Source organism: Comamonas sp. NLF-1-9 (genome assembly GCF_019195435.1).
Taxonomy (GTDB): domain Bacteria; phylum Pseudomonadota; class Gammaproteobacteria; order Burkholderiales; family Burkholderiaceae_C; genus Comamonas_C.
The window spans coordinates 2,480,978-2,506,569 of sequence record NZ_CP078069.1 but is presented as its reverse complement, the minus strand read 5'-3'; the positions used below and the strand labels follow the sequence as shown (position 1 = coordinate 2,506,569).

Sequence of the window (25,592 nt, the reverse complement as noted above, 5' to 3'; positions counted from 1 at the left end):
CGTGTGCGGCGGGCTACTGTAGGACTTTGTCGCAGATTTGCCTAGTAGTCAGACTGCGGTAAGGGGGATCGGCTAGCGGACCTTTGCGCGCGTGCCGCCAGCGCCACCAGCACCAGCACCGGCAGCCCCAGCAGTGCCGTGCCGATGAAAAACGGGCCATAGCCGTGGGCATCGACAAACTGGCCCGAAAAGCCCGCCAGCCACTTGGGCAGCAGCAGCATCATCGAGGAGAACAGCGCGTACTGCGTGGCCGAGTACTGCACGTTGGTCAGACTCGACAGATAGGCGATGAAGGCCGCCGAGGCGATGCCGCCCGCGAGGTTGTCGGCCGAGATCACGCCGATCAGGCCGGTGAGGTCGTGCCCGCGCGTGGCCAGCCAGGCGAACAACAGATTGCTGCCGGCCGAGAGCACCGCGCCCAGCATCAGCACGCGCATCACGCCCAGGCGCATCGAGAGCACGCCGCCCACGAAGGCGCCGGCCAGCGTCATGACCACGCCGAAGACCTTGGTGACGGCCGCCACCTCGTCCTTGGTGTAGCCCATGTCCACGTAGAAGGGGTTGGCCATGATGCCCATCACCACGTCGCTGATGCGGTAGATGGCGATGAGCGAGAGGATCAGCGCCGCCTGCCAGCGGTAGCGCTGGATGAAGTCGGCAAAGGGCGCGAGCACCGCGCCGCGGAGCCATTCGCCCAGGTTCTTCGCCGGCGCGAGCGGGCGCGGCGCGGGCTCGGGCGAGAGCAGCACGGTGAGCGTGCCCACCAGCATGGACGCGGCCATGACCAGGTAGGCGGCGCGCCAGGCGCCGAGCTGGTAGCCGCCCGCGCCCGCGACCTCGGCGCGCGCCGCGATCCACAACACCCCGGCGCCGGCCCAGATCATCGCGAGGCGGTAGCCGGTCTGGTAGGTTGCGGCCAGCGCCGCCTGGCGGTCGGCGTCGGCCGATTCGATGCGAAACGCGTCCAGCGCGATGTCTTGCGTGGCCGAGCCGAACGCTACCAGCAGCGCAAACCACACCATGGGGCCGAGGGCATCGCGCGGATCGACCAGCGCCATGCCCACGAGACCGGCCATCACCAGGCCCTGCGCCAGCAGCAGCCAGCTGCGCCGGCGCCCGAGCAGGCGCGTGAGCCCGGGCAGCGCCAGCCGGTCCACCAGCGGCGACCAGGCCCACTTGAAAGCATAGGCAAGGCCTACCCAGGAGAGATAACCAATCGTGGTGCGGTCGATGCCCGCCTCGCGCAGGCGAAACGACAGCGTGCCCAGCACCAGCAGGAGCGGCAGCCCGGCGGCAAATCCCAGCGTGAGCATGCGCAGGCTGGCGGGCTCCAGATAGACCCGCCAGGCGGCAAGCCAGGAGCGTCGCCCGCCGGGTGCGGGCATGGGGCTTGGGGCAGGAGCGGGACTGGGCATGGCGTGAACCGGCGCGTGCGGGGCGGTCAAACCAGCGACGCATTCAGCGCCGCCTTGAAAGGACCGAATTGCAACAAGGGACGATCAACCGGAAAAGCGGCCAAGCGCTGCATCGGACAGCACCGTTCGCGGATTTTGGCGCTGGTGGTCACGCTGTCTCCGGCTCATCAGTTTCTCACCTCATGGGTCCCGATTCCTCAGCTTGCGGGTCCTTCTGCAAACACGTTCACACGTCGATATTGCCCGCCTGCAAGGCGTGGGTTTCGATGAATTCCCGCCTCGGTTCCACATCGTCGCCCATGAGCATGGTGAAGACCTGGTCGGCCTCGACCGCGTCGGTCACCTGCACGCGCAACATGCGGCGGGTGGCGGGATCCATGGTGGTTTCCCAGAGCTGCTCGGGATTCATCTCGCCCAGGCCCTTGTAGCGCTGGCGGCTGGTGGTGCGCTCGGCTTCTGATAGCAGCCAGCGCATGGCCTGCCTGAAATCCGTGACTTTTTCTTCTTTCTTGCGCTCGCCCTCGCCGCGCATCACGCGCGCGCCTTCCGAGAGCAGGCCGTCAAAGCTCTTGGCGCCCTCGGACAAGGCCTCGTAGTCGCTGCCGGTGACGAAGTCCTGCGGCAGTACGCTGCTCTTGACGTTGCCGTGGTGGTGGCGGCTGATGCGCAGCAGCAGGCCGCCGTGGCGCGGGTCGGTTTCGGCGCTCACCTCGGCTTCGGTGCCGGCGGTGTCGAGTTCGCGCAGCTTGGCCTGCAGGCGCTCGGCGCTGGCCTGGGCCGCGTCCATGCTGGAGAGGTCGAGCACCACGCCGTCGGCCACGGCGCGCAATGCCTCGGCGTCCATGTAGGCCGAAAGACGCTCGATGATGGCCTCCATGCGCTGGTGCTGGCGCGCGAGGTCTGCCAATTCCGTGCCTTCGAGCACGCGCGGCTGGCTGCCGCCGGTATCGACGCTTGCGCCCACCAGGGCCACGCGCAGCAGGAACTGGTCCAGCGCCGGGCCGTCCTTGAGGTAGAGCTCTTCCTTGCCGTTCTTCACCTTGTACAGCGGCGGCTGGGCGATGTAGATGTGGCCGCGCTCGACCAGCTCGGGCATCTGGCGGTAGAAGAAAGTGAGCAGCAGCGTGCGGATGTGCGCGCCGTCCACGTCGGCGTCGGTCATCAATATGACGCGGTGGTAACGCAGCTTGGCGATGTCGAAGTCGTCGGCGCCGCTCTTGCCGTTGCCGTTGTCCTCGTCGCTGGCGCTGCGGCCTATGCCGGTGCCCAGCGCCGTGATCAAGGTGATGATTTCCTGGCTGGACAAGAGCTTTTCGTAGCGCGCCTTCTCCACGTTCAGGATCTTGCCGCGCAGTGGCAGGATGGCCTGGAACTTGCGGTCGCGCCCCTGCTTGGCGCTGCCGCCGGCGGAGTCGCCCTCGACGATGTAGATCTCGCACAGCGCCGGGTCTTTTTCCTGGCAGTCGGCCAGCTTGCCGGGCAGGCCCATGCCGTCGAGCACGCCCTTCCTGCGCGTCATCTCGCGCGCCTTGCGGGCGGCCTCGCGCGCGCGCGCGGCTTCGACGATCTTGCCGCAGAGGATCTTGGCGTCCTGCGGTTTTTCTTCCAGGTATTCAGCCAGCAGCTTGCCGACGATGTCTTCCACCGGCGCACGCACTTCGCTGGAGACCAGCTTGTCCTTGGTCTGGCTGCTGAACTTGGGCTCGGGCACCTTGACCGAGAGCACGCAGCACAGGCCTTCGCGCATGTCGTCACCGGTTACGTCCACCTTGGCCTTCTTGGCCAGTTCGTTGTCGGCGATGTACTTGCCGATGACGCGCGTCATCGCGGCGCGCAGGCCGGTCAAGTGGGTGCCGCCATCACGCTGCGGGATGTTGTTGGTGAAGCACAAGACTTGCTCGTTGTAGCCGTCGTTCCACTGCATGGCCACTTCGACGCCGATCTCGGTGCCGGGGATGCCGCCATAGGTTTCAGCCGGGCGCGTGCCGCTGGCGCAAAACGGCGTGGGATGCAGCACGCGCTTGCCGGTGCTGATGAACTTGACGAAGCCGAGCACGCCGCCGGCGCCGGAAAAGTCGTCCTCCTTGCCGGTGCGCTCGTCGATCAGGCGGATGCGCACGCCGTTGTTCAGGAAGGACAGCTCGCGCAGGCGCTTGGCCAGGGTGTCGTAATGAAAATCGTGGTTGTCGCCGAAGATTTCCACGTCGGGCAGAAAGCGCACGCTGGTGCCGCGGTCCTCGGTGCTACCGACGATGCGCATCGGCGAGGTCTCGAAGCCGTCGACCAGCTCGATCTGGCGGTTTTGCACCACGCCGCGCGCAAATTCGATCTGGTGCACCTCGCCCTCGCGGCGCACCGTCAGGCGCAGCCATTTGCTGAGCGCGTTGACGCACGACACCCCCACGCCGTGCAGCCCGCCCGAGACCTTGTAGCTGTTCTGGTTGAACTTGCCGCCCGCGTGCAACTCGGTCAGCGCGATCTCGGCGGCTGAGCGCTTGGGCTCGTGCTTGTCGTCCATCTTCACGCCGATGGGAATGCCGCGGCCGTTGTCGCTCACGCTCAAGGAGCCGTCGGCATGGATGGTGACGGCAATGTCGTCGCAGTAACCGGCCAGCGCCTCGTCGATGGAGTTGTCCACCACTTCGAACACCAGGTGGTGCAGCCCGGTGCCGTCGGAGGTGTCGCCGATGTACATGCCGGGGCGCTTCCTGACCGCCTCCAGCCCTTCGAGGATCTGGATCGCGGACTCACCGTAGCCGCTGGCGTTGCCGGGGCCCTGGGGCGCGGCGTGGTGGTTCTCGGGGTTTTCTTGGGTCATCAAAACAGCTTCAGGAGGGCGCGCACGCTCCTCCAGTATTCATGAGAAATCGGGCTCCAGCGCTTGTGCAGCAAGCGCCTCAAGCTATCAAATCCGCATGGGCATCACGACGTATTTGAATTGCTCGTTGCCGGGGATCTGAAAGACCACGGAACTGTTGCCGTCCTGCAGGTCGATGCGCACCATCTCCTGGCCCATGTTGGCAAGCGCATCGATCAGGTAGGTGACGTTGAAGCCGATCTCGATCGGCTCGCCGTCGTAGTCGATGTCGAGCTCGTCCATCGCCTCTTCCTGCTCGGCGTTGTTGCTGGACACGCGCAAGCTGCCGGGCTCGATGTTCAGGCGCACGCCCTTGAACTTTTCGCTGGTCATGATGGCCGAGCGCTGCAGGCTCGCCAGCAGCGGCGCACGCCCCAGCGTGATGCTGCTGTGGTAGTTGCGCGGAATCACGCGGTTGTAGTCGGGGAACTTGCCTTCGACCAGCTTGGTGACGAACTCCATGCCGTCGAAGGTGAAGCGCGCCTGGTTGCCGGCAAACTGCAACTGGATCGCACCCTCGCCGTCCGAGAGCAGGCGCTGCAGCTCGAGCACCGTCTTGCGCGGCAGGATGACCTCCTGGCGCGGCACCTCGATCTCCAGCTCGCTGCTGGAAAAGGCCAGCCGGTGCCCGTCGGTGGCCACCAGCGAGAGCGTCTTGCCCTCGGCGACGAACAGGATGCCGTTCAGGTAGTAGCGGATGTCTTGCACCGCCATGGCAAACGACACCTGGGCGAGCAGCTGCTTGAGCACCTTCTGCGGCACGCTGAAGGCCGGGCCGAAGGCGGCCGCTTCCTGCACCAGCGGAAAGTCCTCGGCCGGCAGGGTGTGCAGCGTGAAGCGGCTCTTGCCGCCCTTGAGCACCAGCCGGGAGGGGCCGGAATCCAGGCTCACCGTCTGATCGGCCGGCAGGGTCTTGAGGATGTCGATGAGCTTTCTTGCGCCCACGGTGGTGGCAAAGTCGCCCGCGTCACCGCCGAGCTCGACCGTGGTGCGGATCTGGATTTCCTGGTCGCTGGTGGTGAACTGCAGCGCACTGCCCGTCTTCCTGATGAGCACATTGGCCAGGATGGGCACGGTGTGGCGCCGCTCCACGATGCCGGAGACCGCTTGCAGTACTGCCAGGAATTTGTCTTGGGTGCTCTTCAGGACAATCATCGGTGAACCTTGGTGAGTGGGGTGGTGAAAGCGCGCTCAAGCCTTGAGCGTCTGCTCGAGCACGTGCAGTTGCTGGTTGAGTTCGGTCAGTTGCAGGCGCTCGGCGCCGATCTTGCGCACCGCATGCAACACGGTGGTGTGGTCGCGTCCGCCGAACAGCTCGCCGATCTCGGGCAGGCTCTTTTGCGTGAGCTCCTTGGCCAGGTACATCGCGATCTGGCGCGGGCGGGCGATGCTCGCCGGGCGCTTCTTGCTGTACATGTCCGCGACCTTGATCTTGTAGTAGTCGGCCACGGTCTTCTGGATGTTCTCCACGCTGATCTGGCGGTTCTGGATGGAGAGCAGGTCGCGCAGCGCCTCGCGGGCCACGGCAATCGAGATCTCCTTGCCGTTGAAGCGCGCGTAGGCGAGCACCTTGCGCAGCGCCCCTTCAAGCTCGCGCACGTTGGAGCGCACGTTCTTGGCGACGAAGAAGGCCACCTCTTCGGGCATCACCACGCCCTCGGCCTGGGCCTTGTTGATCAGGATCGCCACGCGCATCTCCAGCTCTGGCGGCTCTATCGCCACCGACAGGCCGGCGTCGAAGCGCGAAACCAGGCGCTCGTGGATGTTGGCCAGACCCTTGGGGTAGGTGTCCGAGGTCATGACGATGTGGCTCTTCTTGGCCAGCAGCGCCTCGAAGGCGTTGAAGAACTCCTCCTGCGTGCGCTCCTTGTTGGCGAAGAACTGCACGTCGTCGATCAAGAGCAGGTCCAGCGAGTGGTAGGCGTTCTTGAATTCGTCGAAGGCGTTGTGCCGCACCGCGCGCACCACGTCGGAGACGAATTGCTCGGCATGGATGTAGCTGACCCTGGCGCCCGGGCGGTCGGCCAGCAGCTGGTTGCCCACCGCATGCATCAAGTGCGTCTTGCCCAGGCCCACGCCGCCGTAGATGAACAAGGGGTTGTACATCTGCCCTGGCTGCGCGGCCACATGCATCGCGGCCGAGCGCGCCATGCGGTTGGCGCTGCCTTCAACCAGCGTGGCGAAGGTGAGCTGGGGGTTCAGGCGCGAGCGCGGCGGGGTTTCGGGGGCAGCGCCCGCGCGCGTTGCCGGGGCGGCCTCGGCGGCGGCGGTGCCTTGGGGCGCATCGGCGCGGCGCTCGGCGGCGTTTACGCGCTGGGCGGCGCGGCGCGGCGCGAGCGCGAGCTCCAGCGCGATCGGCTCGCCATACACCGCCTGCAGCGCACTGGCGATCTGCCCCCCGTGCTGGGCGCGCACCCAGTCGAGCTTGAAGCGGTTGGCCACGAGCAGCGTCACGCGGGAAAAATCCTCCGCCACCTCGGCCTTGAGCGGCTTGATCCAGGTGTTGAACTGCTGCTCTGGCAATTGCTGCGCGAGCTGCGCCAGACAGGCCTGCCACAGCCGCTCGCCCGCAGGGGAGGCAGCCGCCGAGGCAGGGCGCTTGGCGCTGGGAGTCAGGGGATTTCCCTCGTACATCGGGGCGTTTCTTCTAGTTGTAGGGGGCCAAAGGCAAGACCGTCCATTTTAGCCTTGCGCAAAGTTATCCACAAGCTGAAGCAGGCGCTGCGCCGGGGCCGCGGGCGGCCGCCGCGCCACCGGAAGTTGCCGCGCCCCCCGAAGTGCTGCGATAATCGCCCGTTTCCCTTCGTTTGCAGGGAAAGCCGCCATGGCGGCGCCCGGCCCGCGTGCACCGCGGCGCAGGGCGCGTTCGCGCAAGGCGCTGCCCGGCGAGAGGGCGGCGCCGAACTCCTCGAGGATCCAACATGAAACGTACCTACCAGCCTTCCAAGACGCGCCGCGCGCGCACCCACGGTTTTCTCGTGCGCATGAAGACGCGCGGTGGCCGCGCCGTGATCAACGCACGCCGCGCCAAGGGCCGCAAGCGCCTGGCCGTCTGAGCCGGGTGGCTGCACGCCGACGCGCCTGCGGCCGCACTGTCGCAACGCCGCTGCCAGCATGCATCGGCTGAAAACCCGTCCCCAGTTCCAGGCTGTGCTGGCCGCAGCGGTGGTGGCGCGCACCGCGCACTTCGCGCTGCACGCACTGGGGCTGGAGGCCGGCCACCCGCTGTTTGCCGGCGCCGGCTGCCACCTGGGCGCGCTCGTGCCCAAGCGCTGGGCGCGCCGCGCGGTGACGCGCAACCTGGTGCGCCGCCAGATCTACGCCATGGGCGCCCAGGCGGCGCCGCAGCTGGCCTGCGCCGCCTACGTGGTGCGCCTGCGCACGGCCTTCGATCGGCGCAAGTTCCCCAGCGCCGCATCGCCCGCGCTCAAGCAGGCGGTGCGCCGCGAACTGGCGCAGTTGCTGGAACGCGCGCCGCGCGCGCCGCTGCAGCCATGATGCAAGGCCTGCTGATCAAGCTGGTGCGCGGCTACCAGTTGCTGCTCAGCCCCTGGCTGGGCAACAACTGCCGCTTCGAGCCGACCTGCTCCAACTACGCACTGGGCGCGCTGCGCCGCCACGGCGCGGCCGCCGGCAGCTACCTCACGCTCAGGCGTCTGGCGCGCTGCCACCCCTGGTGCGCGGGCGGGCACGACCCGGTGCCCGAGGTGCTGCCGCGCAGTCAGCGGCTGTTTTCCCGCCTGAGCGAACGCCACCGCGCCCACGCCTCCTCTACCAGCACACGCGAACCCTCATGAACGACATTCGCCGCACCATCCTGTGGGTGATCTTTGGCTTTTCCATGGTCCTGCTCTGGGACCGCTGGCAGATCCACAACGGCAAGCCCGCCACCTTCTTCCCCGATCCGGTCACGCAAAGCGCTGCCAGCGCCAGCCCGGCCGCGGCCCCGACGCCCCCCGCTGCGGCGCCCGTGCCCGCCGCGACCCCCGAGGGTGCGGCAACGCCCGCCGCCGCACCCGCCTCCGAGGCACCGGCCGTGGCCCACGAGCGCGTGACCCTGACCACCGACGTGTTTCGCCTGACCTTCGACAACCAGGGCGGCTCCCTGGTGGGCGCCGAGCTGTTGCACCACCAGGGCAGCCAGGACGACCCCCAGCCCTTCGTGCTGCTGGAAGACGACAGCAAGCACGTCTACGTGGCGCAGACCGGCCTGATCGGCGGGGCCTTCCCCAACCACAAGACCTTCATGCACGTGGCCCCGGGCCCGCGCGAACTGGGCGAGGGCGACAACGCGCTGACGCTGCGCTTCGAGTCGCCCGACCTCGGCGGCGTGAAGCTGGTCAAGACCTATACGTTGCGCCGCGGCGACTACGCCATCGGCGTGCGCCACGAAGTGGTGAACACCGGCAGCGCCCCGGTCACGCCGCAGCTGTACCTGCAGCTGGTGCGCGACGGCAACCAGCCCGACGGCGCGGTGCCCTTTTATTCCACCTTCACCGGCCCCGCGGTCTATACCAGCGCCAAGAAGTTCCAGAAGATCACCTTCAAGGAGATCAAGGAAAAGAAGGTGGACATCCCGGCCGAGTCCACCGATGGCTACATCGCCATGGTGCAGCACTATTTCGCCACCGCCTGGTTGCTGCCCGAGGGCACGCCGCGCCAACTGCACGTGAACGCCGCCGACATCGGCTCGGCCGCGCCCGACTGCTGCTACCGCGTGCAGGAGATCACGCCCGTGGGTGAGCTCGCCCCGGGCCAGACCAAGTCCATCGATGCGCGCCTGTTCGCCGGCCCCCAGGTCGAGAAGACGCTGGAGAACCTGGCGCCCGGCCTGGAGCTGATCAAGGACTACGGCTACCTCACCATTCTGGCCAAGCCGCTGTACTGGCTGCTGGACAAGATCCACAGCGTGGTCGGCAACTGGGGCTGGTCCATCGTCGGTCTGGTGCTGCTGCTCAAGCTCGCCTTCTACTGGCTCAACGCCAAGGCCTATTCCAGCATGGCCAAGATGAAGGCGCTGAACCCGCGCATCCAGGAGATGCGCACGCGCCTGAAGGACAAGCCCCAGCAGATGCAGCAGGAGATGATGAAGATCTACCGCGAGGAGAAGGTCAACCCGCTGGGCGGCTGCCTGCCGATCGCGATCCAGATTCCGGTGTTCATCGCGCTGTACTGGGTGCTGCTGTCCAGCGTGGAGATGCGCCACGCGCCCTGGATTGGCTGGGTGACGGACCTTTCCACCAAGGACCCCTACTTCATCCTGCCCATCCTGATGACGCTCTCGACACTGCTGCAGACTGCGCTCAACCCCGCGCCGCCCGACCCGATGCAGGCCAGGATGATGTGGATCATGCCGCTGGCCTTCAGCTTCATGTTCTTCATGTTCCCGGCCGGCCTGGTGCTGTACTGGCTGACCAACAACCTGCTGTCGATCGCGCAGCAGTGGGTGATCAACACCCGCATGGGCGTGCCGCCGCGCCTGCACCTGCCCAAGTTCCGCTGAGGCCGGGAGCGCCGTCCTGCCATGACCTCGGGCGCGCATGAGCGCTGGAAACCCCACGTCACCGTCGCGGCGGTGATCGAGCGGGACGGACGCTTCCTGCTGATCGAGGAGCACACCAGCGACGGCCTGAAGCTGAACAACCCCGCGGGCCATCTGGAGCCGGGCGAGACGCCCGAGCAGGGCTGCATCCGCGAGGTGCTGGAAGAAGCCGCCTACGACTTCCGGCCCGAGGCCCTGGTCGGCATCTACCTGAACCGCTTCACCCGAACGCGCACCGGCGAAGACGTCACCTATCTGCGCCTGGCCTTTTGCGGCCGCGCCGGCGCACACCACCCCTGGCGCGAGCTGGACAGCGGCATCGTGCGTGCGCTCTGGCTCAGCCCGGCCGAGATCCGCGCCTGCCGCGAGCGCCACCGCAGCCCGCTGGTGCTGCAAAGCCTGGAAGACTACCTGGCCGGCCAGCGCTTTGCGCTCTCGCTGGTGCACACCCACCCGAGCGTGCTGGGCTGAGCCTGCACCGCCGCGGCGCCCTACAAGCCATCCGCGAGCTGGGTGACCAGGCGCTGGTAGAAGCGGATGGCGTCGGCATAGCCCTGCACCGACAGGCGCTCGTTGGTGCCGTGAAAGCGCTTTAGGTCTTCGCTGTCGGCGCGCACCGGCGAGAACTTGAAGATGTGGTCGCTGATCGGCTCGTAGTGCACCGAATCGGTTGCCGCCACCATCAAGCCGGGGGCTACCAGCACGTCGGGAAAGACCTCACGGATGGTCTGGTTCAGCACGCGGTACTGGGCCGACGCCGTGGGCGCCACCTTGGATGCCTCCTTGGCACCGGGCAGCGTGCTGGCCTTGAGCCGCTCGGCCGGCGCCACCTTGGCGAGCACCTGCTGCACGTGCTGCATCACGCCCTCGCGGGTGTCGCCCGGCAGGATGCGAAAGTTCACCGTGGCCTGCGCGCGCCCGGGCAGCACGTTGTCCTTGTTGCCGGCCTGCACGATGGTCAGCGCCGTCGTGGTGCGCAGCATGGCGTTGGTGCTGCCGGCCGCTTCGAGCTGTTTTTGCACCAGCGGCCCGAAGAGCCAGAGGTTGGACAGCGCCACGCGCGAAAAGCCGCCCATCTCGGGTGCCAGCGCGTCGAACATTTCGCCGGCCACGCCGCGGATGGCCGCGGGCATCTGCTGGTTTTCCAGCGCGTTCAGCGCCGCCGCCATCATCGCGATGGCACTCGTGCCCGCCTTGGGCGGCATCGAGGAATGGCCGGGCGTGGCGCTGGCTTCAAGGCCTACCGACATATAGCCCTTCTCCGCCACGCCGATCAGCGCCGCCGGGCTTTTCAGGCCGGGCATCACGCCGTCGAGCACCAGCAGGCCTTCGTCGAGCACGAAATCGAGCTGCACCCCGCGCGACTTCAGCAGCGCGGCGATCTCGCGCGCGCCGCGCAGGCCGCTCACCTCTTCATCGGCGCCGTAGGCCAGGTAGATGGTGCGCGGCGGCTGCCAGCCGCTGGCGATCAAGGCTTCGACGGCTTCCATCTGCGCCAGCAGGTTGCCCTTGTCGTCCCAGGAGCCACGGCCCCAGATGTAGCCGTCCTTGACCCGCCCGGCAAACGGCGGCTCCTGCCAGTCGCCCTCGGTGCCGGGCGCGATCGGCACCACGTCCTGGTGCGCCATCAGCAGGATGGCCTTGGCCTTGGGGTCCTTGCCCGGCCAAGTGTAGAGCAGCGACAGCCCGTTGACCAGCTCGCGCTGCAGCGTGGCGTGCACGCGCGGAAACTGCTTCTCCAGCAGCGCGTGCAGCGCGAGGAACTCGCCCTGGTTGAGCGCCGCATCCGTGGCCGACGAGACGGTCTGCAGCCGCACCGCCTGGGCCAGGCGCTCGGCCGCGCCGGCTTCGTCCACGGCGATGGGCGCGAGCGGCGCTACCTGCAACTGGCGCGAACCCTTGCGCCAGGTGTTGATCGCCACGGCGGCCACCAGCACCAGCAGCGCCAGCACGATGAACTGAAAGATGCGTTTGATCATGGTCTCCCTCTTGGGCTTGCAGGCCGCCATCCTAAAAGCAGGCGCGCGCCGCGCCCTGACACACGCGCGACCGGCCATCGATAATTGGCGCCATGCAAAGACAGCGCATCGTCGTGGGCCTGTCCGGCGGCGTGGATTCCGCCGTCACCGCCCACCTGCTCCAGCAACAAGGCCACGAGGTCGTCGGCATCTTCATGAAGAACTGGGAGGATGACGACGACGATGAATACTGCTCGAGCCGCCAGGATTTCCTCGACGCCGCGAGCGTCGCCGACGTGCTCGGCATCGAGATCGAGCATGTGAACTTCGCCGCCGCATACAAGGACCGCGTGTTTGCCGAGTTCCTGCGCGAATACCAGGCCGGGCGCACGCCGAATCCGGACGTGCTGTGCAACGCCGAGATCAAGTTCAAGGCGTTTCTGGATCACGCGATGCGCCTGGGCGCCAAGAAAATCGCCACCGGCCACTACGCGCGCGTGCGCCACAACCCGGCCACCGGCCTGCACGAGCTGCTCAAGGGCGTGGATGCAACCAAGGACCAGAGCTACTTTCTGCACCGCCTGAACCAGGCGCAACTGGCGCGCACGCTGTTTCCCGTGGGCGAGCTGAAGAAAACCGAGGTGCGCCGCATTGCCGCCGAGCTCAAGCTGCCCAACGCGAAGAAAAAGGATTCGACCGGCATCTGCTTCATCGGCGAGCGCCCGTTTCGCGACTTTCTGAACCGCTACATCGCGCGCGAACCTGGCCCCATCGTCGACGAGCGGGGACGCACGCTGGGCCAGCATCTGGGCTTGTCCTTCTACACCCTGGGTCAGCGCCAGGGTCTGGGCATAGGCGGCGTGAAGGACAAGGGCGCGCCGCGCGGCGGCGGCGAGCACGCGCCCTGGTTCGTCGCGCGCAAGGACGCTGCGCGCAACGCCCTCGTCGTGGTGCAGGGGCATGAGCACCCCTGGCTGCTGTCGCGCACGCTGCAGGCCGAGGACGCAAGCTGGGTCGCGGGCCTTGCGCCCGCAGCCGGCGCCTACAGCGCAAAGACGCGCTACCGCCAGCAGGACGCGCGCTGCACGCTCTTAAACCAGGAGCAAAATGCCTTCGCCCTGAGCTTCGACGAAGCGCAATGGGCCGTCACCCCGGGACAATCGGCCGTGCTCTACGACGGCGAGCTGTGCCTGGGCGGCGGGGTGATCGCCGCCGCCGGCAATTGATCAGAAGCTGCTGCCCGGCTGCTTGAGGAATTCGACTTCTTCCGGCGTGCTCGCCCGCCCCAGCGCCGCATTGCGGTGCGGGTAGCGGCCAAAGCGCGCAATGATCTCGGCATGGCGGCGCGCGAAGTCCAGGTTCACCGGCTCCGCGAGGGCCTGGTACAGGCGCAGCGACTGCTGCTGCACCAGCGCGGACTCGCTGTGCATGAAGGGCAGGTAGGCAAAGCCGCGGCGCACCGGCGCCAGCTCCTGGTCCAGCTTGCGGGCCACCAGCTCCTGCGCAAGCACCAAGGCCAGTGCGTCGTGGGCAAAGGCGGCGGGGCTGCCCCGGTGCAGGTTGCGCGAGAACTGGTCGAGCACGATGATCTCCGCCAGGCGGCCGTCGGCATCGCCGCGCCAGCGCCAAAGCTCGGCGCGCGTGGCCGCGGCGTGGATGCCGGCAAAGCGCCGGGCGATGGCGGCGTCAAAGTCCGCATCCTTGGCAAACCATAGCTTGGGGCTGGTTTCGTCGAACCAGAATGCCAGTACCTGGGCCGGGCTGCTCGTCGTATCGTTCATGGCTGCAAGTATCGCCCTTGCCGCACAATACAAGCCAAATCGGGCTCAAACGCTTGCTGTGCAAGCGCGAGCAGCTATCAAACAAGGAGTTTATATGCAAACCTGGGATTACGCCATCGTCGGTGCCGGCATGGCCGGGGCGGCGCTGGGCTGGCAATTGGCAGGCAGTGGCGCCTCGGTGCTGCTGCTCGAACGCGAGAGCCAGCCCGGCTACCACAGCACCGGGCGCTCGGCCGCGCTGTTCATCGAAACCTATGGCACGCCGGCGATACGCGCGCTGACGCGCGCCAGCCGCTTCTTCTACCAGGCACCGCCGGCGGGTTTTGCCGACGCCTCCATCCTCACGCCGCGCGGCGTGGCCTACGTCGCCACCCAGGGTCAGGAGCAGGCGCTGGCTGCGCTGCATGCCGAGCTGCGCCCGCATGCGCCCGATCTGGCCGAGCTCACGCCCGAGGCGCTCAGCGCCCTGCTGCCCTGCCTGCGCCCCGAGGCGGTGATCGGCGGCCTGCTCGATCCCGGCGCGATGGACATCGACGTGCACGCCTTGCACGAAGGCTATCTGCGCGGCCTGCGTCGGCTGGGCGCGCAGCTGCGCACCGATGCCGAAGTGCTCGGCCTCACGCGCACGGCGGGCGCGTGGCGCATTGCGCTGGCAAACGGTGAAGCGGTGCAGGCGCGCTGCGTGGTCAACGCGGCCGGCGCCTGGGCGGACGCGCTGGCCGCGATGGCCGGCGCACGCCCCGTCGGCCTGGTGCCGCGCCGGCGCAGCGCCTTCACCTTTACGCCGCCGGCGGGCGTGGCGGTGAAGGACTGGCCCGCGGCCATCGGCGTGGCCGAGGACTGGTACTTCAAGCCCGACGCCGGCCAACTGCTAGGCTCGCCCGCCAATGCCGACGACACCGAACCCCACGACGTGCTGCCCGAAGAGCTGGACGTGGCCACCGGCATCGCCCACATCGAGGCGGTGAGCACGCTCACCATACGCCGGCCCACGCAGGTCTGGGCGGGGCTGCGCTCCTTCGTGGCCGATGGCGAGTTCGTCATCGGAGCGGACGATGCGCTCGAAGGCTTTTTCTGGCTGGCAGCGCTGGGCGGTTACGGCATCCAGAGCGCCGCCGGCTATGCGCTGCTGGCGCGCAATCTGTTGCTGGGCGAGCCGCTCGACGCGCACCTGCGCGCCCAGGGCATAGACGACGCGCTGGCCGCAACCCTCTCGCCGCGCAGACTGCGCGCCGCCTGAGCGCGGGGCCAGGCGGGCATCCGACCGATGAAAAGAGATTCAGCGCACGAGGGCCTCACGGCCCGGGCGACGCCTGCGCGCCCTCGCACGCGCGCAGCGCAAGCCGCTGCTAGCGCGGGCTGGCCTGCGCCGGCCGTGCTGCGTTGAGCTGCGCGCGCGTGGCTTGGGCGACGGCGCGCGCGGCCTCGGCAAAGTCCGCCTCGCCCGAGGCGTAAAGGATGGCGCGCGAGGAATTGACGACGATGGGGCCGTCCGGGCGCCAGCCGGCGCGCACCGTGGCGGGCGCGTCCCCGCCCTGCGCGCCCACGCCGGGAATGAGCAGCGGCGCTGTGGGCGCCAGCGCGCGCACCCGCGCGATCTCCGCCGGCCAGGTTGCGCCGACCACAAGGCCGAGCTGGCCATTAGTGTTCCACGGGCCTTGCACCAGGCCCGCCAAGTGTTCGTAGAGCAGCGGCTGGCCGGGCACGTCGGCCAGGCGCTGCGCCTGCAGGTCGGCGCCGCCCGCGTTGGAGGTGCGACACAGCAGAAAAGCCCCCTTGCCCGGGTAGCGCAGATAGGGCTCGACCGAATCCAGGCCCATGAAGGGCGAGAGCGTGACCGCGTCCGCGCCGTAGCGCTCGAAGGCCTCGCGCGCGTACTGCTCGGCCGTGGAGCCGATGTCGCCGCGCTTGGCGTCCAGGATGATGGGCACCTGCGGCGCGTTCACGCGCATGTGCTGCATCAGCCGCTCGAGCTGGTCTTCGGCGCGCTGGGCCGCAAAGTAGGCGATCTGCGGCTTGAAGGCGCAGACCAGGTCGGCCGTGGCGTCGACGATGGCGGCGCAAAAATCGTAGATGCGGCTGCCCTCGCCGCGCAGCTGCGCGGGAAAACGCGCGGGGTCGGGGTCCAGGCCGACGCACAGCATGGAATCGTTGCGGCGCGTGGCAGCGCCCAGCAGCTCGAGGAAATCCATGGGCGGCGATTGTAGAGAAGCGCGCCCCCCGGGGGCAGGCGCGCCGGTGACTGCCCGCGCGCGCGGGCGGCGGGCACAATCGCGCCCCATGCCTGCCTTCACCCGCCGCCAGCTCGTGGTGCTGTTGCTGCTCACCCTGGTCTGGGGCCTGAACTGGCCCGTGCTCAAGATCAGCGTGGCCGACTTCCCGCCGCTCACGTTTCGCGCGCTGTCGCTGGCGCTGAGCGTGCCGCTCTACCTGCTGGTGCTGCGCCAGCAGCGCCTGCCGCTGACGATAGCGCGCGTGCACTGGCGTCAGCTTGGCTGGCTCGCGCTTTGGAACATGGTGCTGTGGAATGTGCTGATGATTCTGTCGATCCCGCGCCTGGCCAGCGGCCGCGCAGCCATCCTGGGCTACACCATGCCGATCTTCTCCGCGGTGCTGGGCCAGCTGCTGTTTCGCGACCGGCTCGGGCTGCGCGCCTGGGCTGGCGTGAGCGCGGCTGCCGCCGGCGTGTTGCTGCTGCTGGCCAACGAGATGGGCAACCTGGGCGGCAGCGCCAGCGGCGTGGCGCTGATGCTGGCCGCCGCCGCCTGCTGGGCGCTGGGCACGCAGCTGCTGCGCCGCAGCGCGCTGGCGCTACCGCTGATCACGCTCACGCTGTGGATGACGCTGCTCACCGTGGCGGTGCTCGCCGTGCTGGCCTGGCTGCTGGAATCCGGCAGCTGGCACTGGCCCGGCGCGGTGACGGTCTTTGGCATCGTCTACAACGCGGTGCTGGCGCTGGCCTTCGCGCAGGTGGCCTGGTTTTACCTGGCGCGCACGCTACCGCCTGTCGCCTCCACGCTCAGCGTGATGATGATTCCGGTGATCGGCGTGTTTGCCGGCAGCTGGTGGTTGGGCGAGGCGCTGCACTGGCAGGACTGGAGCGCGATGGCGCTCATCGTGCTGGCGATCGCCTCGGTGCTGCGCCCCGCGCGCGCCGCGCCGAGGCCATGAAAAAGCCGCCCGAAGGCGGCCTGCAGGCGCTGGTGCGCAAGGCGCTCAGCGCGCCTGCGTGAGCAGCTGCTTGACGTCGCGGTCCACCGGCAGCGCGTAGTCGTAGCCGCGGATGATGCGGCTGTCTTCCATGCGCACGAGCTTCAGGCTCACGTAGGTGAAATTGGCCGCGGCCGAATAAGTGCCCACGAGCACCATGGAGGCGTTGTGCTGGCGCGCGATGTCCTTGATTTCGCGCGAGAGCAGCAGCTCGCCCGCGTCCTGCTTGACGAACACGGCGCCGCGCAGCTTGATTTCCTTGACGTCGAAGCCGCTCATCGCCATGGCGTTGGCGTACTGCTCGGACAGCGTGCGCCCCAGCGGTGCGGCGCGGTTGAGGTCATTGACGTTGACCACCGTGGCCACGAGCACCGGGCCCGGGCCGGTGGCGCCAATGTCCAGGCCGGCAAGCAGGCGGTTGACCGCGTCGCGGCTGCTTTGCAGCATGGGCGCCTCGGCCGCCTGCTTGTAGGTGGGCTCGGCGCGGATCTGGGTGGACTGCTGGGCGCAGCCCGCAGCGAACAGGGCGGCGACGAGGCTCAGTGCAAGTGCGCGTTTCATTGCGAGACCACCTTCATGTTGACTGCACGGTAGTACTGCGGCTGTTTTGCGAACAGCGGCAGGTCCACGTTCTCGAGGTAGTAGACGTCGGTCTTGCGCGCCAGATACTGACCGTCGCGCGTCACGGTCGTCGTGAGGATCAGCTCGGTATTCGTCGGGCCGCCCGAATTGATGCTGTTGGCGTAGTCCAGGCCCACCGCCAGGCCCAGGCCGGCGACGATCTTGGTGTCGATGTGCTGCAGGCGCAGGCCGTAGGCCGCGGCCAGGCCGCCGGCCAGCATGGTGAAGGCGCCGGGGATGAAGTGCGGGCGGTCGCTGTTGTGGCGCACCACCTGGGTGCTGTAGCTGACGGCGAGCGCCGCCGCCGGGTCGACGCGCACATGGGCGCCGTCGTGCACCAGCTCGGTGATCAGGAAGTCGCGAAAGCCCAGGTCAAAAGGGCTGGGGTTGGCCGGTGCCACCACGTGCAGCGCGCTGGTGTCCGCCACGCCGACCGAGCCCAGCATGGCGCGGGTCTGCGCGGCCACGTCGCGCGCCACAAGGTCCCAATGGCCGGCCGAGCGTACCTTGTACTGGCTGGTGTATTCGAAGTTCTTCGCCACCGGTATCGGTGCGGTTTCGCAGGCCGTGAGTGCCACGACGGAAGCGGCAGCGGCAGCCCATGTGAGAGCCCTGGTCAAGGACATGATCCTCTCCTCCAATTGATGATGCCACGCGGTGCAATCACACGCCTCCCACGGGCTCGAACGGCATTTTTAGCACCAAACCCGGGAAAGGCAAACACGCGCGGGGAATTTGCCCTACGCGCTCAGGCGATTGTGTTGTTTTGTTTGCACGCGACCGCAACTTGCGCCGGCAAGTCGGCGCGGCGCTGGAGGATTTCGAACGCCGGCAGCTGCCTGCCTTCGAGTACTTCCAGAAAAGCGCCGCCCCCCGTGGAGATGTAACCCACCTGCGAGGCGATGCCGTACTTGGCGATCGCCGCCAGCGTGTCGCCGCCGCCGGCGATGCTGAAGGCGTTAGAGCGCGCGATCGCCCGGGCGATGGTTTCGGTGCCGTGGGCAAAGGCGTCGAACTCGAACACCCCTACCGGGCCGTTCCAGACGATAGTGCCGGCCGCTTCCAGCTGGGCCGCGAGGCGCGCGGCGGTGTCGGGGCCGATGTCCAGGATCAGATCGTCCTCGGCGACCTCGGCGACGGGTTTGACGCTGGCCGCGGCGTCGGCGGCAAAGGTCTTGGCCACGACCACGTCGCTCGGGATCGGCACCTTGGCGCCGCGCGCGGCCATGGCGTCGATCACCGCGCGCGCTTCGCCCACCAGGTCGGGCTCGGCCAGACTCTTGCCAATCGGCAGGCCGGCCGCCAGCAGGAAGGTGTTGGCAATGCCGCCGCCGACGATGAGTTGATCGACCTTGTGCGCCAGGCTCTTGAGTATGGTCAGCTTGGTCGACACCTTGGAGCCGGCAACGATGGCCACCAGCGGGCGCCTGGGGCTGGCCAGCGCGCGCGTGAGCGCGTCGATCTCGGCGGCCAGCAGCGGGCCGGCGCAGGCCACGGGCGCGTACTCGGCGATGCCATAGGTCGTGCCCTCGGCGCGGTGCGCGGTGCCGAAGGCGTCGTTCACGTAGATGTCGCACAGCGCGGCCATCTTGCGCGCCAGCAGCGGGTCGTTCTTCTTCTCGCCGGGGTTGACGCGGCAGTTTTCCAGCAGCACCAGCTCGCCGGGCGCGATCTGCACGCCATCGACCCAGTCGGCGCGCAGCGGCACCTCGCGCCCCAGCAGTTCGCCCAGGCGCCGCGCCACCGGGGCCAGCGAGTCGGCGCGCCTGAGCTCGCCCTCGGTGGGGCGCCCGAGGTGGCTCGTCACCATGACCGCGGCGCCCGCTTCCAGCGCCATGCGGATGCAGGGGAGCGAGGCGCGGATGCGCGTGTCTTCGGTGATGCGCTCGCCGTCCAGCGGCACGTTCAGATCGGCGCGGATGAATACGCGCCGCCCGCGGGCCTGGCCCTGGGCGCAGAGGTCGGAGAAACGAAGGATGTGCATGCGATACCGATGGTGATGGGGCGCGGCGATTGTAGGAAAGCCCCGGCGCTACCAGCCCAGCACGATGTGCAGCGGCAGGTAGACGGCCATGCCGACCACGATGGTGCCGAGAATGCTGCGCCGCCAAAAGTACCAGGCGCTGGCCACGAGCACCGCCGGCAGGCGCGCGTCCGCCAGGGTGCGGATCAGCTGCCCGTCTTGCATCAACACCTCGGGCGCGACGACCGCGGCGATGGCCGCCAGCGGCGCGTACTTGAGCCCGCGGCGCAGCCAGTCGGGCAGCGGCAGTTCGCGCTCGGGGATGAGGAAGAGCGCGCGGGTGATCACCGTCACCAGCGTGAGCCCGGCGATGGTGATCAGCACGAGCCACCACGGCTGGTTCATGGCGGCGTCTGCGCCCCCGCGCGCTGGCGGTTGCGCCGCAGGCTGCGCTCCAGCGCCTCGGCCGCCAGGCCTACGGCCACCGCCACGGCCACCGCCAGCAGAATGTTGAGCTTGAGCGGCAGCGCATAGGCCGCCACCGCCGCGCTGCAGCCGGTGAGCGTGGCGAGCCAGCTCGGGCGGTCCACCAGCATCGCCAGCAGAATGCCCAGCAGCGCCAGCACGCCGGCAAAGCCCAGGCCCCAGTGCAGCGGGATCGCATTGGCCAGCACGATGCCGGCAAGCGAGGACAGCTGCCAGGCCAGCCAGAGCGTCGTCGCCGCGCCCCAGAAATACGGCACCTGCTCGGGCCGGGGCTCGGGCTTGGGAAAGCGCTTGAGAAAGCCGACGAAGATCACGTCGCCGCTCACATAGCCCAGGGCGATGCGGTGCCAGCGCGGCAGCCCGCCGAAATAGTCGCGCCACAGGCTGCTGAAGATCACGAAGCGCAGGTTCACGCAGGCCGCGGTGAGCCAGATGACCCACAGCGGCGCGCCCGAGGCCATGAGCGGCAACACCGCCAGTTGGGCGCTGCCGGCGTACACGGTCAGCGTCATGATGACGGCCATGGTCACGCCCATGCCGGTCTTGACCATGGCCACGCCGGTGACCAGACCCCAGGCGGAGATGCCCAGCGCCAGGCCCGCCATGTCCAGCACGCCCAGGCGGTAGTGCGGGCTGCGCAGCAGCGCGAGCAGCGCGGACCAGGCCGCAGCGCGCCCGCTCACGCGCCCCGCCCGCCGAGCACGTCGCCCACGTCCAGGGCGTGCCCACGCAGGAATTCGGCCGCCGCCAGGCGCTTGCCGCCCGCGCGCTGCAAGGCGGTGAGCCGGAGCGCCGTGCCCTCGCCGCAGGCCACGCGCACACCAGCTTCGTTTACAAGCAAAATCCGGCCGTAACGCCCGTCCGTATTACGCGAATAGCTATCAATTTCGCAGTCCCAGACCTTGAGCGCAGCGCCCGCATGCTCGGTCTGCGCCACCGGGAAGGGGTTGAAGGCGCGCACCTGCCGCTCTATCGCCGCGGCCGGGCGCGACCAGTCAATCAGGCTTTCCGCCTTGCTGACCTTGTGCGCGTAGCTCACGCCTTCCTCGGGCTGGGGCGTGGGCTGCAGGCCGCCTTCGGCCAGTTCCTTGAAGCTGCGCACGATCAGCTCGCCGCCCAGGCGCGCCAGCTTGTCGTGCAGGCTGCCCGTGGTGTCGCGCGGCGCGATCGGCAGCGCTTCGCGCAGCAGCATGGGGCCGGTGTCCAGGCCCGCGTCCATCTGCATGATGGTCACGCCGGTTTCGGCGTCACCCGCCTCGATCGCGCGGTGTATCGGCGCCGCGCCGCGCCAGCGCGGCAGCAGGCTGGCGTGGATGTTCAGGCAGCCCAGGCGCGGCGCATCGAGCACCCATTGCGGCAGGATCAGGCCATAGGCGGCGACCACCATGGCGTCGACGTCGGCCTGCAGCAGCGCCGCGCGCGCCTGGGCCGCGTCCTCGGGGTAGCGACCATCGAGGCGCAGGCTGCGCGGCTGCGCCAGCGCCAGGCCGTGGCGCAGCGCGCACTGCTTGACGGGCGAGGCCTGCAACTGCATGCCGCGCCCCGCAGGGCGGTCGGGCTGGGTCAGCACCAGCGCCACCTGCAGGCCCGCGTCCAGCAGCGCCTGCAAGGCCTGCTGGGCAAATTCGGGGGTACCGGCAAAGGCCAGGCGCATGGCAGGGCGGTCCTCAGCGCAGCCGCAGGAAGCGCTCGTCCGGCTCTTCGTCGGTGAACATCACGCGCTGCACCACGCCGGCCGGGTCGATGTGCACGTGGGCCTGGCGCGCGATGAAGTTCTCCAGCAGGCGGTAGGTCCAGATGTCGCCCCTGAAGCTGACCACCTGCTCCACCAGGGCGGGCGGCCCGAAGGTCTGCAGCACCGTGGTGCGCGTGTCCACGCCGGGGCGCAGCGCCATGAAGCGCGCCTCGTTCATCACCTGATGCAGCGCGACGAGCCGCTGGCCGGCGTCGAACTCGGCCTGCAGCACCTGCCGGCCCGCGGGCTCGCTGCTGTAGATCAGTCGCTGCCCGCCGCCCGGCAAGGCCAGCGTGAGCGTGGGCTGGCCGAGCGCGGCCAGCACCTCGGGCAGCGGCGTGCCCGGCTGCTGCCAGCGCGGCGCGGCGCAGGCCGCAAGCAGCGCGGCCGCCGCCAGGCACAGCGCGCGGCGGCGCAGCACGGCGGCGGTGGTGCGCACGCGCGTCATGCGTGCACCGCTTGCTGGCGCAGCTCCTTTTCCTGCTTGAGCAGCCGGGTCTTGATGCGCCCGCGCTTGAGCGCCGAGAGGTAGTCGACGAAGACCCGGCCCATGAGGTGGTCCATCTCGTGCTGGATGCACACCGCCAGCAGGCCCTCTGCCTCGATCACGCGCGGCTCGCCCGTGGCGTCGAGCGCGCGCACCCGCACCGCCGCCGAGCGCTCGACGCGCTCATAGATGCCGGGCACCGACAGGCAGCCTTCGTCGCCGAGCAGCTTGTCTTCGCTGAGCCAGAGCGTCTCGGGGTTGATCAACACCATGGGCTGGTCGCGCGTCTCGGACACGTCGATCACGATCACGCGCTCGTGCACATCCACCTGCGTGGCGGCCAGACCTATGCCTTCGGCCTCGTACATGGTGGCGATCATGTCGGCCACCAGCGTGCGTATGCGCTCATCGACCTGCTGCACCGGCTGGGCCACCTTGTGCAGGCGCGGATCGGGGTAACGGAGGATGGGAAGAATGGCCATGGCTGGGTGTGGAATATGTCGTTATTCTCGCCACTTTCGGGCGCGGACGTTGGCTCAGGGGCAATAATCGTTGCCCAATCAAGAGCTTGGATCGAGAATCTCTCTTGATTTGTGCTCATCGCTCGAGCGCAGCGACGCGACGAAACAGGCAAGAGGGATCTTCACATGCTGGACAAAGACAAGGCAGGACGGACAAGCACACAGGCCTGCGGCGCAGCGGCCGCCTCGCTCCTGGCCACCGCCCTGCTCTGCACCTTGCCTTCGGGTGCCGCATGGGCGCAAAAGTTTCCCATCACCGACCAGGCCCGCGCCACCGCCCAGCAGACGGCCGCCCGCGGCATTCCCGAGTCCGAGCTCTCGCCCGGTGCGCCCGAGCGCTACGTGGTCAAGCGCGGCGACACGCTCTGGGGCATCTCGGGCGTGTACCTGCGCCAGCCCTGGCGCTGGCCAGAGCTCTGGGGCATGAACCTCAAGACCATCGCCAACCCGCACCTGATCTATCCGGGCCAGACCCTGTACCTGGAGCGCAGCGGCGGCTACGCCCGGCTGCACACCGGCGGGCCCGGGGAGACCATCCGCATCTCGCCGCGCACACGCTACGAGAGCCTGGCCGACAGCGCGCTGCCCACGCTCAACCCGCAACTGATCGAGCCCTTCCTGGTCGAGCCCGAGGTGGTACAGGAGCTGGCCTTCGAGCAGGCACCGCGCATCGTCGCCACGCGCGGCTCGCACTCCATCATCGGCAATGGCGACCTGGCCTACGTGCGCGGCGCAGAAGGCAGCCCGGTCGAACTCGGCGTCGACACCCCGCGCCAGTGGCGCGTGTACCGCAACCTGGTGCCGATGAAGGACCCGGCCAGCGGCGAGATCCTCGGCTACGAGGCGCAGTACGTCGCGCGCGCCACGCTGGTGCGCGGCGAGTCCGAGCAGGAAAGCCCGGCCGGCGAGGGCAAGGTCGAGGTCGTGCCGGTGCCCGCCACGGTCAGCCTCTCGGGCGCCAAGGAAGAGGTGCGCCCGGGCGACCGCCTGCTGCCTGCGGTCAAGCAGGGCTTTGCCAACTACGTGCCGCATGCGCCGCAGGTGCCGGTGGATGCGCAGGTGGTCTCGCTGTACGGCAGCACCGCGGTGCGCTACGCCGGGCAGAACCAGGTGGTGGCCATCAACCGCGGCAGCGCCGACGGCATCGAGGTCGGCCAGGTGCTCACCGTGCTCAGCGGCGGCGAGCGCGTGCAGGACAAGACCGACGAGAACAAGCCCACCATCAAGCTGCCCAGCGAGGTCAATGGCATCGCCATGGTGTTTCGCACCTTCGAGCGCGTCTCCTACGTGCTGCTGCTGCGCGTGAGCGACGCGGTGCAGGTGGGCGACCACCTAGTCAACCCGCAGCAGTAAGTCCTGCAGCAGCTTCGCGGCGCGATGCAGCCGGGCGAACTTGCGGCTTGGCTGCGCCTGACCACGGCCAAGGGCCTGGGGCCTGCGGCGGCGCGGCGGCTGCTCAGCCGCTTCGGTCTGCCCGAGGCCGTCTTCGCGCACGATGCGGCGGACTGGGGCAGCTGCCTGAGCAGTGCCCAGGCCAGCGCCCTCGCGAAACACCACGGCCCCGAGCTCGACGCCCTGGTCCAGCGCACCCGGCAATGGCTTGAAACCTCCCCCGGCCCGGGCATCGCCCGCGCGCTGCTCACCCTGGCCGACGGCAACTATCCGCAGGCGCTGCTGGACACCGAAGACCCGCCGGTGCTGCTCTACGCCGAAGGGGCCGAAACCTGGCTGCATGCCGATACCCTGGTGCCCGCTGCCAGTCTGGCGGTCGTCGGCAGCCGCAGCCCCAGCGCCCAGGGCGTGCACAACGCCCGCGCCTTTGGCCGGGCGCTGCGCGAGGCCGGCCTGTGCATCGTCTCGGGCCTTGCGCGCGGCGTGGATTGCGCGGCCCACGAAGGCGCGCTGGCAGCGGCGCCGGGCATGGGCCCGGACACCGTCGCGGTGGTCGGCACCGGGCTCGACCAGGTGTATCCGCGCGCGCACCAGGCCCTGGCGCGGCGCATTGCCGAGCGCGGCCTGCTGCTGAGCGAATACCCGCTGGGCACGCCGCCGCTGCCGGCCAACTTTCCCAGGCGCAACCGCATCCTCTCCGGGCTGACGCGCGGCACGCTGGTGGTCGAGGCGGCGCTGGCCTCGGGCTCGCTCGTCACCGCACGCCTCGCCAGCGAACAGGGGCGCGAGGTGTTTGCGATTCCCGGCTCCATCCACGCGCCGCAGTCGCGCGGCTGCCACGCGCTGATTCGCCAGGGCGCCAAACTGGTGGAAACCGCGCAAGACATCCTGGAAGAACTCGCACTGCCCGGGCTGCGGCCGCCGCTGGCCCAGCCCGCCCCCGAAGCCGGCGCGCGCGCGACCGAGGCAGCGGACCCGGTGCTGCACGCGCTCGGCTTTGATCCGCTAGGCATCGACGCGCTGGTGGCACGCACCGGCATGGACGCGGCCAGCCTGCAGTTGCGTCTGCTGGAGCTGGAACTGGCGGGCCATGTCGCGCGCCTGCCCGGCGGCCTGTTTCAACAAGTCGCGGGCGCCTGAGGGGCGCTCAAGCGGTGTCTGACCCGCGGCGCGCCAGGGGCGAGGCGCACGCCTGCGGGCGCTTGGCGCTACACTTGCGGGCTACGGAAGACAAGAAACCGAATCGCCAGGAGGCCGCACCATGTCCGAGCACACCCCCAGCCCCGAAACCGCCGCTGAAGTCGATCCGATAGAGAGCGTCACTACCGTGATCCCCTTCATCATCCCGATGTACGGCGCGATGCTGATCTTCATCCTGGCGATGATCGCGATCACCGTCGGCTGACGCGCTCCCCGCCGCCACAAACAGCCCCGCAACGCGGGGCTTTTTCATGCCCGAACTCATGCCCAGACGGCGCATCGCGCGCATAAAGTCATGCATCATTTTCATGGGTTTGGGGGTAGGGCGAGGGACAAATCGGGGCGCACTTCCTAGAATCGATCTCGACCCGGCCGATGCGCTGCATGCTGGCAGGTGAAGAGCCCTTTTTTCAAAGGCGGCGCG

At 68.8% G+C, this 25,592-nt stretch carries 27 protein-coding genes; 11 read left to right on the top strand and 16 right to left on the bottom strand.

Annotation, left to right across the window (positions count from 1 at the left end; translation table 11 throughout):
- Nucleotides 1-41: 41 nt before the first annotated feature.
- The 5 genes from KUD94_RS12065 to dnaA all read right to left on the bottom strand — a co-directional run bounded on the left by KUD94_RS12065 (nucleotide 42) and on the right by dnaA (nucleotide 6,906).
- Nucleotides 42-1,415 carry an MFS transporter gene (locus KUD94_RS12065; protein WP_218237437.1) on the bottom strand — a complete coding sequence of 458 codons (1,374 nt, stop codon included), beginning with the start codon at nucleotides 1,413-1,415 and terminating at the stop codon, nucleotides 42-44.
- Between the two features lie 26 nt (nucleotides 1,416-1,441).
- Nucleotides 1,442-1,567 (bottom strand): hypothetical protein, encoded by a 126-nt coding sequence (locus KUD94_RS14795; protein WP_255568814.1) that lies wholly within the window; start codon nucleotides 1,565-1,567, stop codon nucleotides 1,442-1,444.
- 74 nt (nucleotides 1,568-1,641) lie between these two features.
- Entirely contained in the window at nucleotides 1,642-4,233 is a 2,592-nt protein-coding gene (gene gyrB, locus KUD94_RS12060) for a DNA topoisomerase (ATP-hydrolyzing) subunit B (RefSeq protein ID WP_218237436.1), read from the bottom strand.
- Nucleotides 4,234-4,320: 87 nt separating this feature from the next.
- Nucleotides 4,321-5,427, bottom strand: coding sequence for a DNA polymerase III subunit beta (dnaN, locus tag KUD94_RS12055; protein ID WP_218237435.1), 1,107 nt, complete (start codon nucleotides 5,425-5,427; stop codon nucleotides 4,321-4,323).
- A gap of 36 nt (nucleotides 5,428-5,463) precedes the next feature.
- On the bottom strand, nucleotides 5,464-6,906 hold the full coding sequence (dnaA, locus tag KUD94_RS12050; RefSeq protein ID WP_218237434.1) for a chromosomal replication initiator protein DnaA: 1,443 nt from the start codon (nucleotides 6,904-6,906) through the stop codon (nucleotides 5,464-5,466).
- 287 nt (nucleotides 6,907-7,193) lie between these two features.
- Between dnaA and rpmH the strand changes: the two genes are divergently transcribed.
- From rpmH to KUD94_RS12025, 5 genes are read left to right on the top strand one after another with little or no spacing between them, the layout of a single operon-like run.
- A complete protein-coding gene (gene rpmH / locus KUD94_RS12045) occupies nucleotides 7,194-7,328 on the top strand; it encodes a 50S ribosomal protein L34 (RefSeq protein ID WP_005798102.1) in 135 nt (44 codons plus the stop codon).
- 58 nt (nucleotides 7,329-7,386) lie between these two features.
- Complete coding sequence (locus KUD94_RS12040) at nucleotides 7,387-7,770, top strand: ribonuclease P protein component (RefSeq protein WP_218237433.1); 384 nt, start codon at nucleotides 7,387-7,389, stop codon at nucleotides 7,768-7,770.
- Nucleotides 7,767-8,069, top strand: a complete 303-nt coding sequence (gene yidD, locus KUD94_RS12035; protein ID WP_218237432.1) for a membrane protein insertion efficiency factor YidD — start codon at nucleotides 7,767-7,769, stop codon at nucleotides 8,067-8,069. The genes KUD94_RS12040 and yidD overlap by 4 nt, the downstream gene beginning before the upstream one ends.
- Nucleotides 8,066-9,775: a membrane protein insertase YidC gene (yidC, locus tag KUD94_RS12030; RefSeq protein ID WP_218237431.1), complete on the top strand. Its 1,710-nt coding sequence runs from the start codon at nucleotides 8,066-8,068 to the stop codon at nucleotides 9,773-9,775. Before yidD ends, yidC begins: the two co-directional genes overlap by 4 nt.
- Nucleotides 9,776-9,796: 21 nt before the next feature.
- Nucleotides 9,797-10,285: an NUDIX hydrolase gene (locus tag KUD94_RS12025; protein ID WP_218237430.1), complete on the top strand. Its 489-nt coding sequence runs from the start codon at nucleotides 9,797-9,799 to the stop codon at nucleotides 10,283-10,285.
- A gap of 20 nt (nucleotides 10,286-10,305) precedes the next feature.
- Here KUD94_RS12025 and KUD94_RS12020 read toward each other — a convergent pair whose 3' ends face one another.
- Nucleotides 10,306-11,793, bottom strand: coding sequence for a M20 family peptidase (locus KUD94_RS12020; protein ID WP_218237429.1), 1,488 nt, complete (start codon nucleotides 11,791-11,793; stop codon nucleotides 10,306-10,308).
- Between the two features lie 92 nt (nucleotides 11,794-11,885).
- Here KUD94_RS12020 and mnmA point away from each other — a divergent pair, with 92 nt between their 5' ends.
- On the top strand, nucleotides 11,886-12,998 hold the full coding sequence (gene mnmA, locus KUD94_RS12015) for a tRNA 2-thiouridine(34) synthase MnmA (RefSeq protein WP_218237428.1): 1,113 nt from the start codon (nucleotides 11,886-11,888) through the stop codon (nucleotides 12,996-12,998).
- Here mnmA and KUD94_RS12010 read toward each other — a convergent pair whose 3' ends face one another.
- The gene (locus KUD94_RS12010; RefSeq protein WP_218237427.1) at nucleotides 12,999-13,553 is read right to left on the bottom strand and encodes a DUF924 family protein; all 555 of its coding nucleotides are present in this window, start codon (nucleotides 13,551-13,553) and stop codon (nucleotides 12,999-13,001) included.
- A gap of 94 nt (nucleotides 13,554-13,647) precedes the next feature.
- Between KUD94_RS12010 and KUD94_RS12005 the strand changes: the two genes are divergently transcribed.
- Nucleotides 13,648-14,793 (top strand): FAD-binding oxidoreductase, encoded by a 1,146-nt coding sequence (locus tag KUD94_RS12005; protein WP_218237426.1) that lies wholly within the window; start codon nucleotides 13,648-13,650, stop codon nucleotides 14,791-14,793.
- Nucleotides 14,794-14,902: 109 nt separating this feature from the next.
- On the opposite strand, the gene pyrF is transcribed toward KUD94_RS12005, so the two are convergent.
- A complete protein-coding gene (gene pyrF / locus KUD94_RS12000) occupies nucleotides 14,903-15,745 on the bottom strand; it encodes an orotidine-5'-phosphate decarboxylase (RefSeq protein WP_218237425.1) in 843 nt (280 codons plus the stop codon).
- A gap of 88 nt (nucleotides 15,746-15,833) precedes the next feature.
- On the opposite strand from pyrF, the gene KUD94_RS11995 reads away from it, so the two are divergent.
- Entirely contained in the window at nucleotides 15,834-16,724 is an 891-nt protein-coding gene (locus KUD94_RS11995; protein ID WP_218237424.1) for a DMT family transporter, read from the top strand.
- A gap of 45 nt (nucleotides 16,725-16,769) precedes the next feature.
- Here KUD94_RS11995 and KUD94_RS11990 read toward each other — a convergent pair whose 3' ends face one another.
- The 8 genes from KUD94_RS11990 to def form a co-directional block, all read right to left on the bottom strand.
- Nucleotides 16,770-17,324 carry a FlgO family outer membrane protein gene (locus KUD94_RS11990; protein WP_218237423.1) on the bottom strand — a complete coding sequence of 185 codons (555 nt, stop codon included), beginning with the start codon at nucleotides 17,322-17,324 and terminating at the stop codon, nucleotides 16,770-16,772.
- The gene (locus KUD94_RS11985; protein WP_218237422.1) at nucleotides 17,321-18,010 is read right to left on the bottom strand and encodes a hypothetical protein; all 690 of its coding nucleotides are present in this window, start codon (nucleotides 18,008-18,010) and stop codon (nucleotides 17,321-17,323) included. The genes KUD94_RS11990 and KUD94_RS11985 overlap by 4 nt, the downstream gene beginning before the upstream one ends.
- Before the next feature lie 122 nt (nucleotides 18,011-18,132).
- A complete protein-coding gene (locus KUD94_RS11980) occupies nucleotides 18,133-19,368 on the bottom strand; it encodes a phosphoglycerate kinase (RefSeq protein WP_218237421.1) in 1,236 nt (411 codons plus the stop codon).
- Between the two features lie 48 nt (nucleotides 19,369-19,416).
- The gene (locus KUD94_RS11975) at nucleotides 19,417-19,752 is read right to left on the bottom strand and encodes an AzlD domain-containing protein (protein ID WP_218237420.1); all 336 of its coding nucleotides are present in this window, start codon (nucleotides 19,750-19,752) and stop codon (nucleotides 19,417-19,419) included.
- Nucleotides 19,749-20,438: an AzlC family ABC transporter permease gene (locus tag KUD94_RS11970; protein ID WP_218239292.1), complete on the bottom strand. Its 690-nt coding sequence runs from the start codon at nucleotides 20,436-20,438 to the stop codon at nucleotides 19,749-19,751. The genes KUD94_RS11975 and KUD94_RS11970 overlap by 4 nt, the downstream gene beginning before the upstream one ends.
- 74 nt (nucleotides 20,439-20,512) lie before the next feature.
- On the bottom strand, nucleotides 20,513-21,487 hold the full coding sequence (gene fmt / locus KUD94_RS11965) for a methionyl-tRNA formyltransferase (RefSeq protein WP_218237419.1): 975 nt from the start codon (nucleotides 21,485-21,487) through the stop codon (nucleotides 20,513-20,515).
- A gap of 13 nt (nucleotides 21,488-21,500) precedes the next feature.
- A complete protein-coding gene (locus tag KUD94_RS11960; RefSeq protein WP_255568811.1) occupies nucleotides 21,501-22,016 on the bottom strand; it encodes a hypothetical protein in 516 nt (171 codons plus the stop codon).
- Nucleotides 22,013-22,537, bottom strand: a complete 525-nt coding sequence (def, locus tag KUD94_RS11955) for a peptide deformylase (protein WP_218237418.1) — start codon at nucleotides 22,535-22,537, stop codon at nucleotides 22,013-22,015. Before def ends, KUD94_RS11960 begins: the two co-directional genes overlap by 4 nt.
- A 165-nt stretch (nucleotides 22,538-22,702) precedes the next feature.
- Here def and KUD94_RS11950 point away from each other — a divergent pair, with 165 nt between their 5' ends.
- The 3 genes from KUD94_RS11950 to KUD94_RS11940 all read left to right on the top strand — a co-directional run bounded on the left by KUD94_RS11950 (nucleotide 22,703) and on the right by KUD94_RS11940 (nucleotide 25,373).
- On the top strand, nucleotides 22,703-23,929 hold the full coding sequence (locus tag KUD94_RS11950) for a LysM peptidoglycan-binding domain-containing protein (RefSeq protein ID WP_218237417.1): 1,227 nt from the start codon (nucleotides 22,703-22,705) through the stop codon (nucleotides 23,927-23,929).
- A 24-nt stretch (nucleotides 23,930-23,953) separates the two neighbouring features.
- Entirely contained in the window at nucleotides 23,954-25,108 is a 1,155-nt protein-coding gene (gene dprA, locus KUD94_RS11945) for a DNA-processing protein DprA (RefSeq protein ID WP_218237416.1), read from the top strand.
- A 121-nt stretch (nucleotides 25,109-25,229) separates the two neighbouring features.
- Nucleotides 25,230-25,373 (top strand): hypothetical protein, encoded by a 144-nt coding sequence (locus KUD94_RS11940; protein WP_218237415.1) that lies wholly within the window; start codon nucleotides 25,230-25,232, stop codon nucleotides 25,371-25,373.
- The last annotated feature ends 219 nt before the right edge of the window (nucleotides 25,374-25,592 follow it).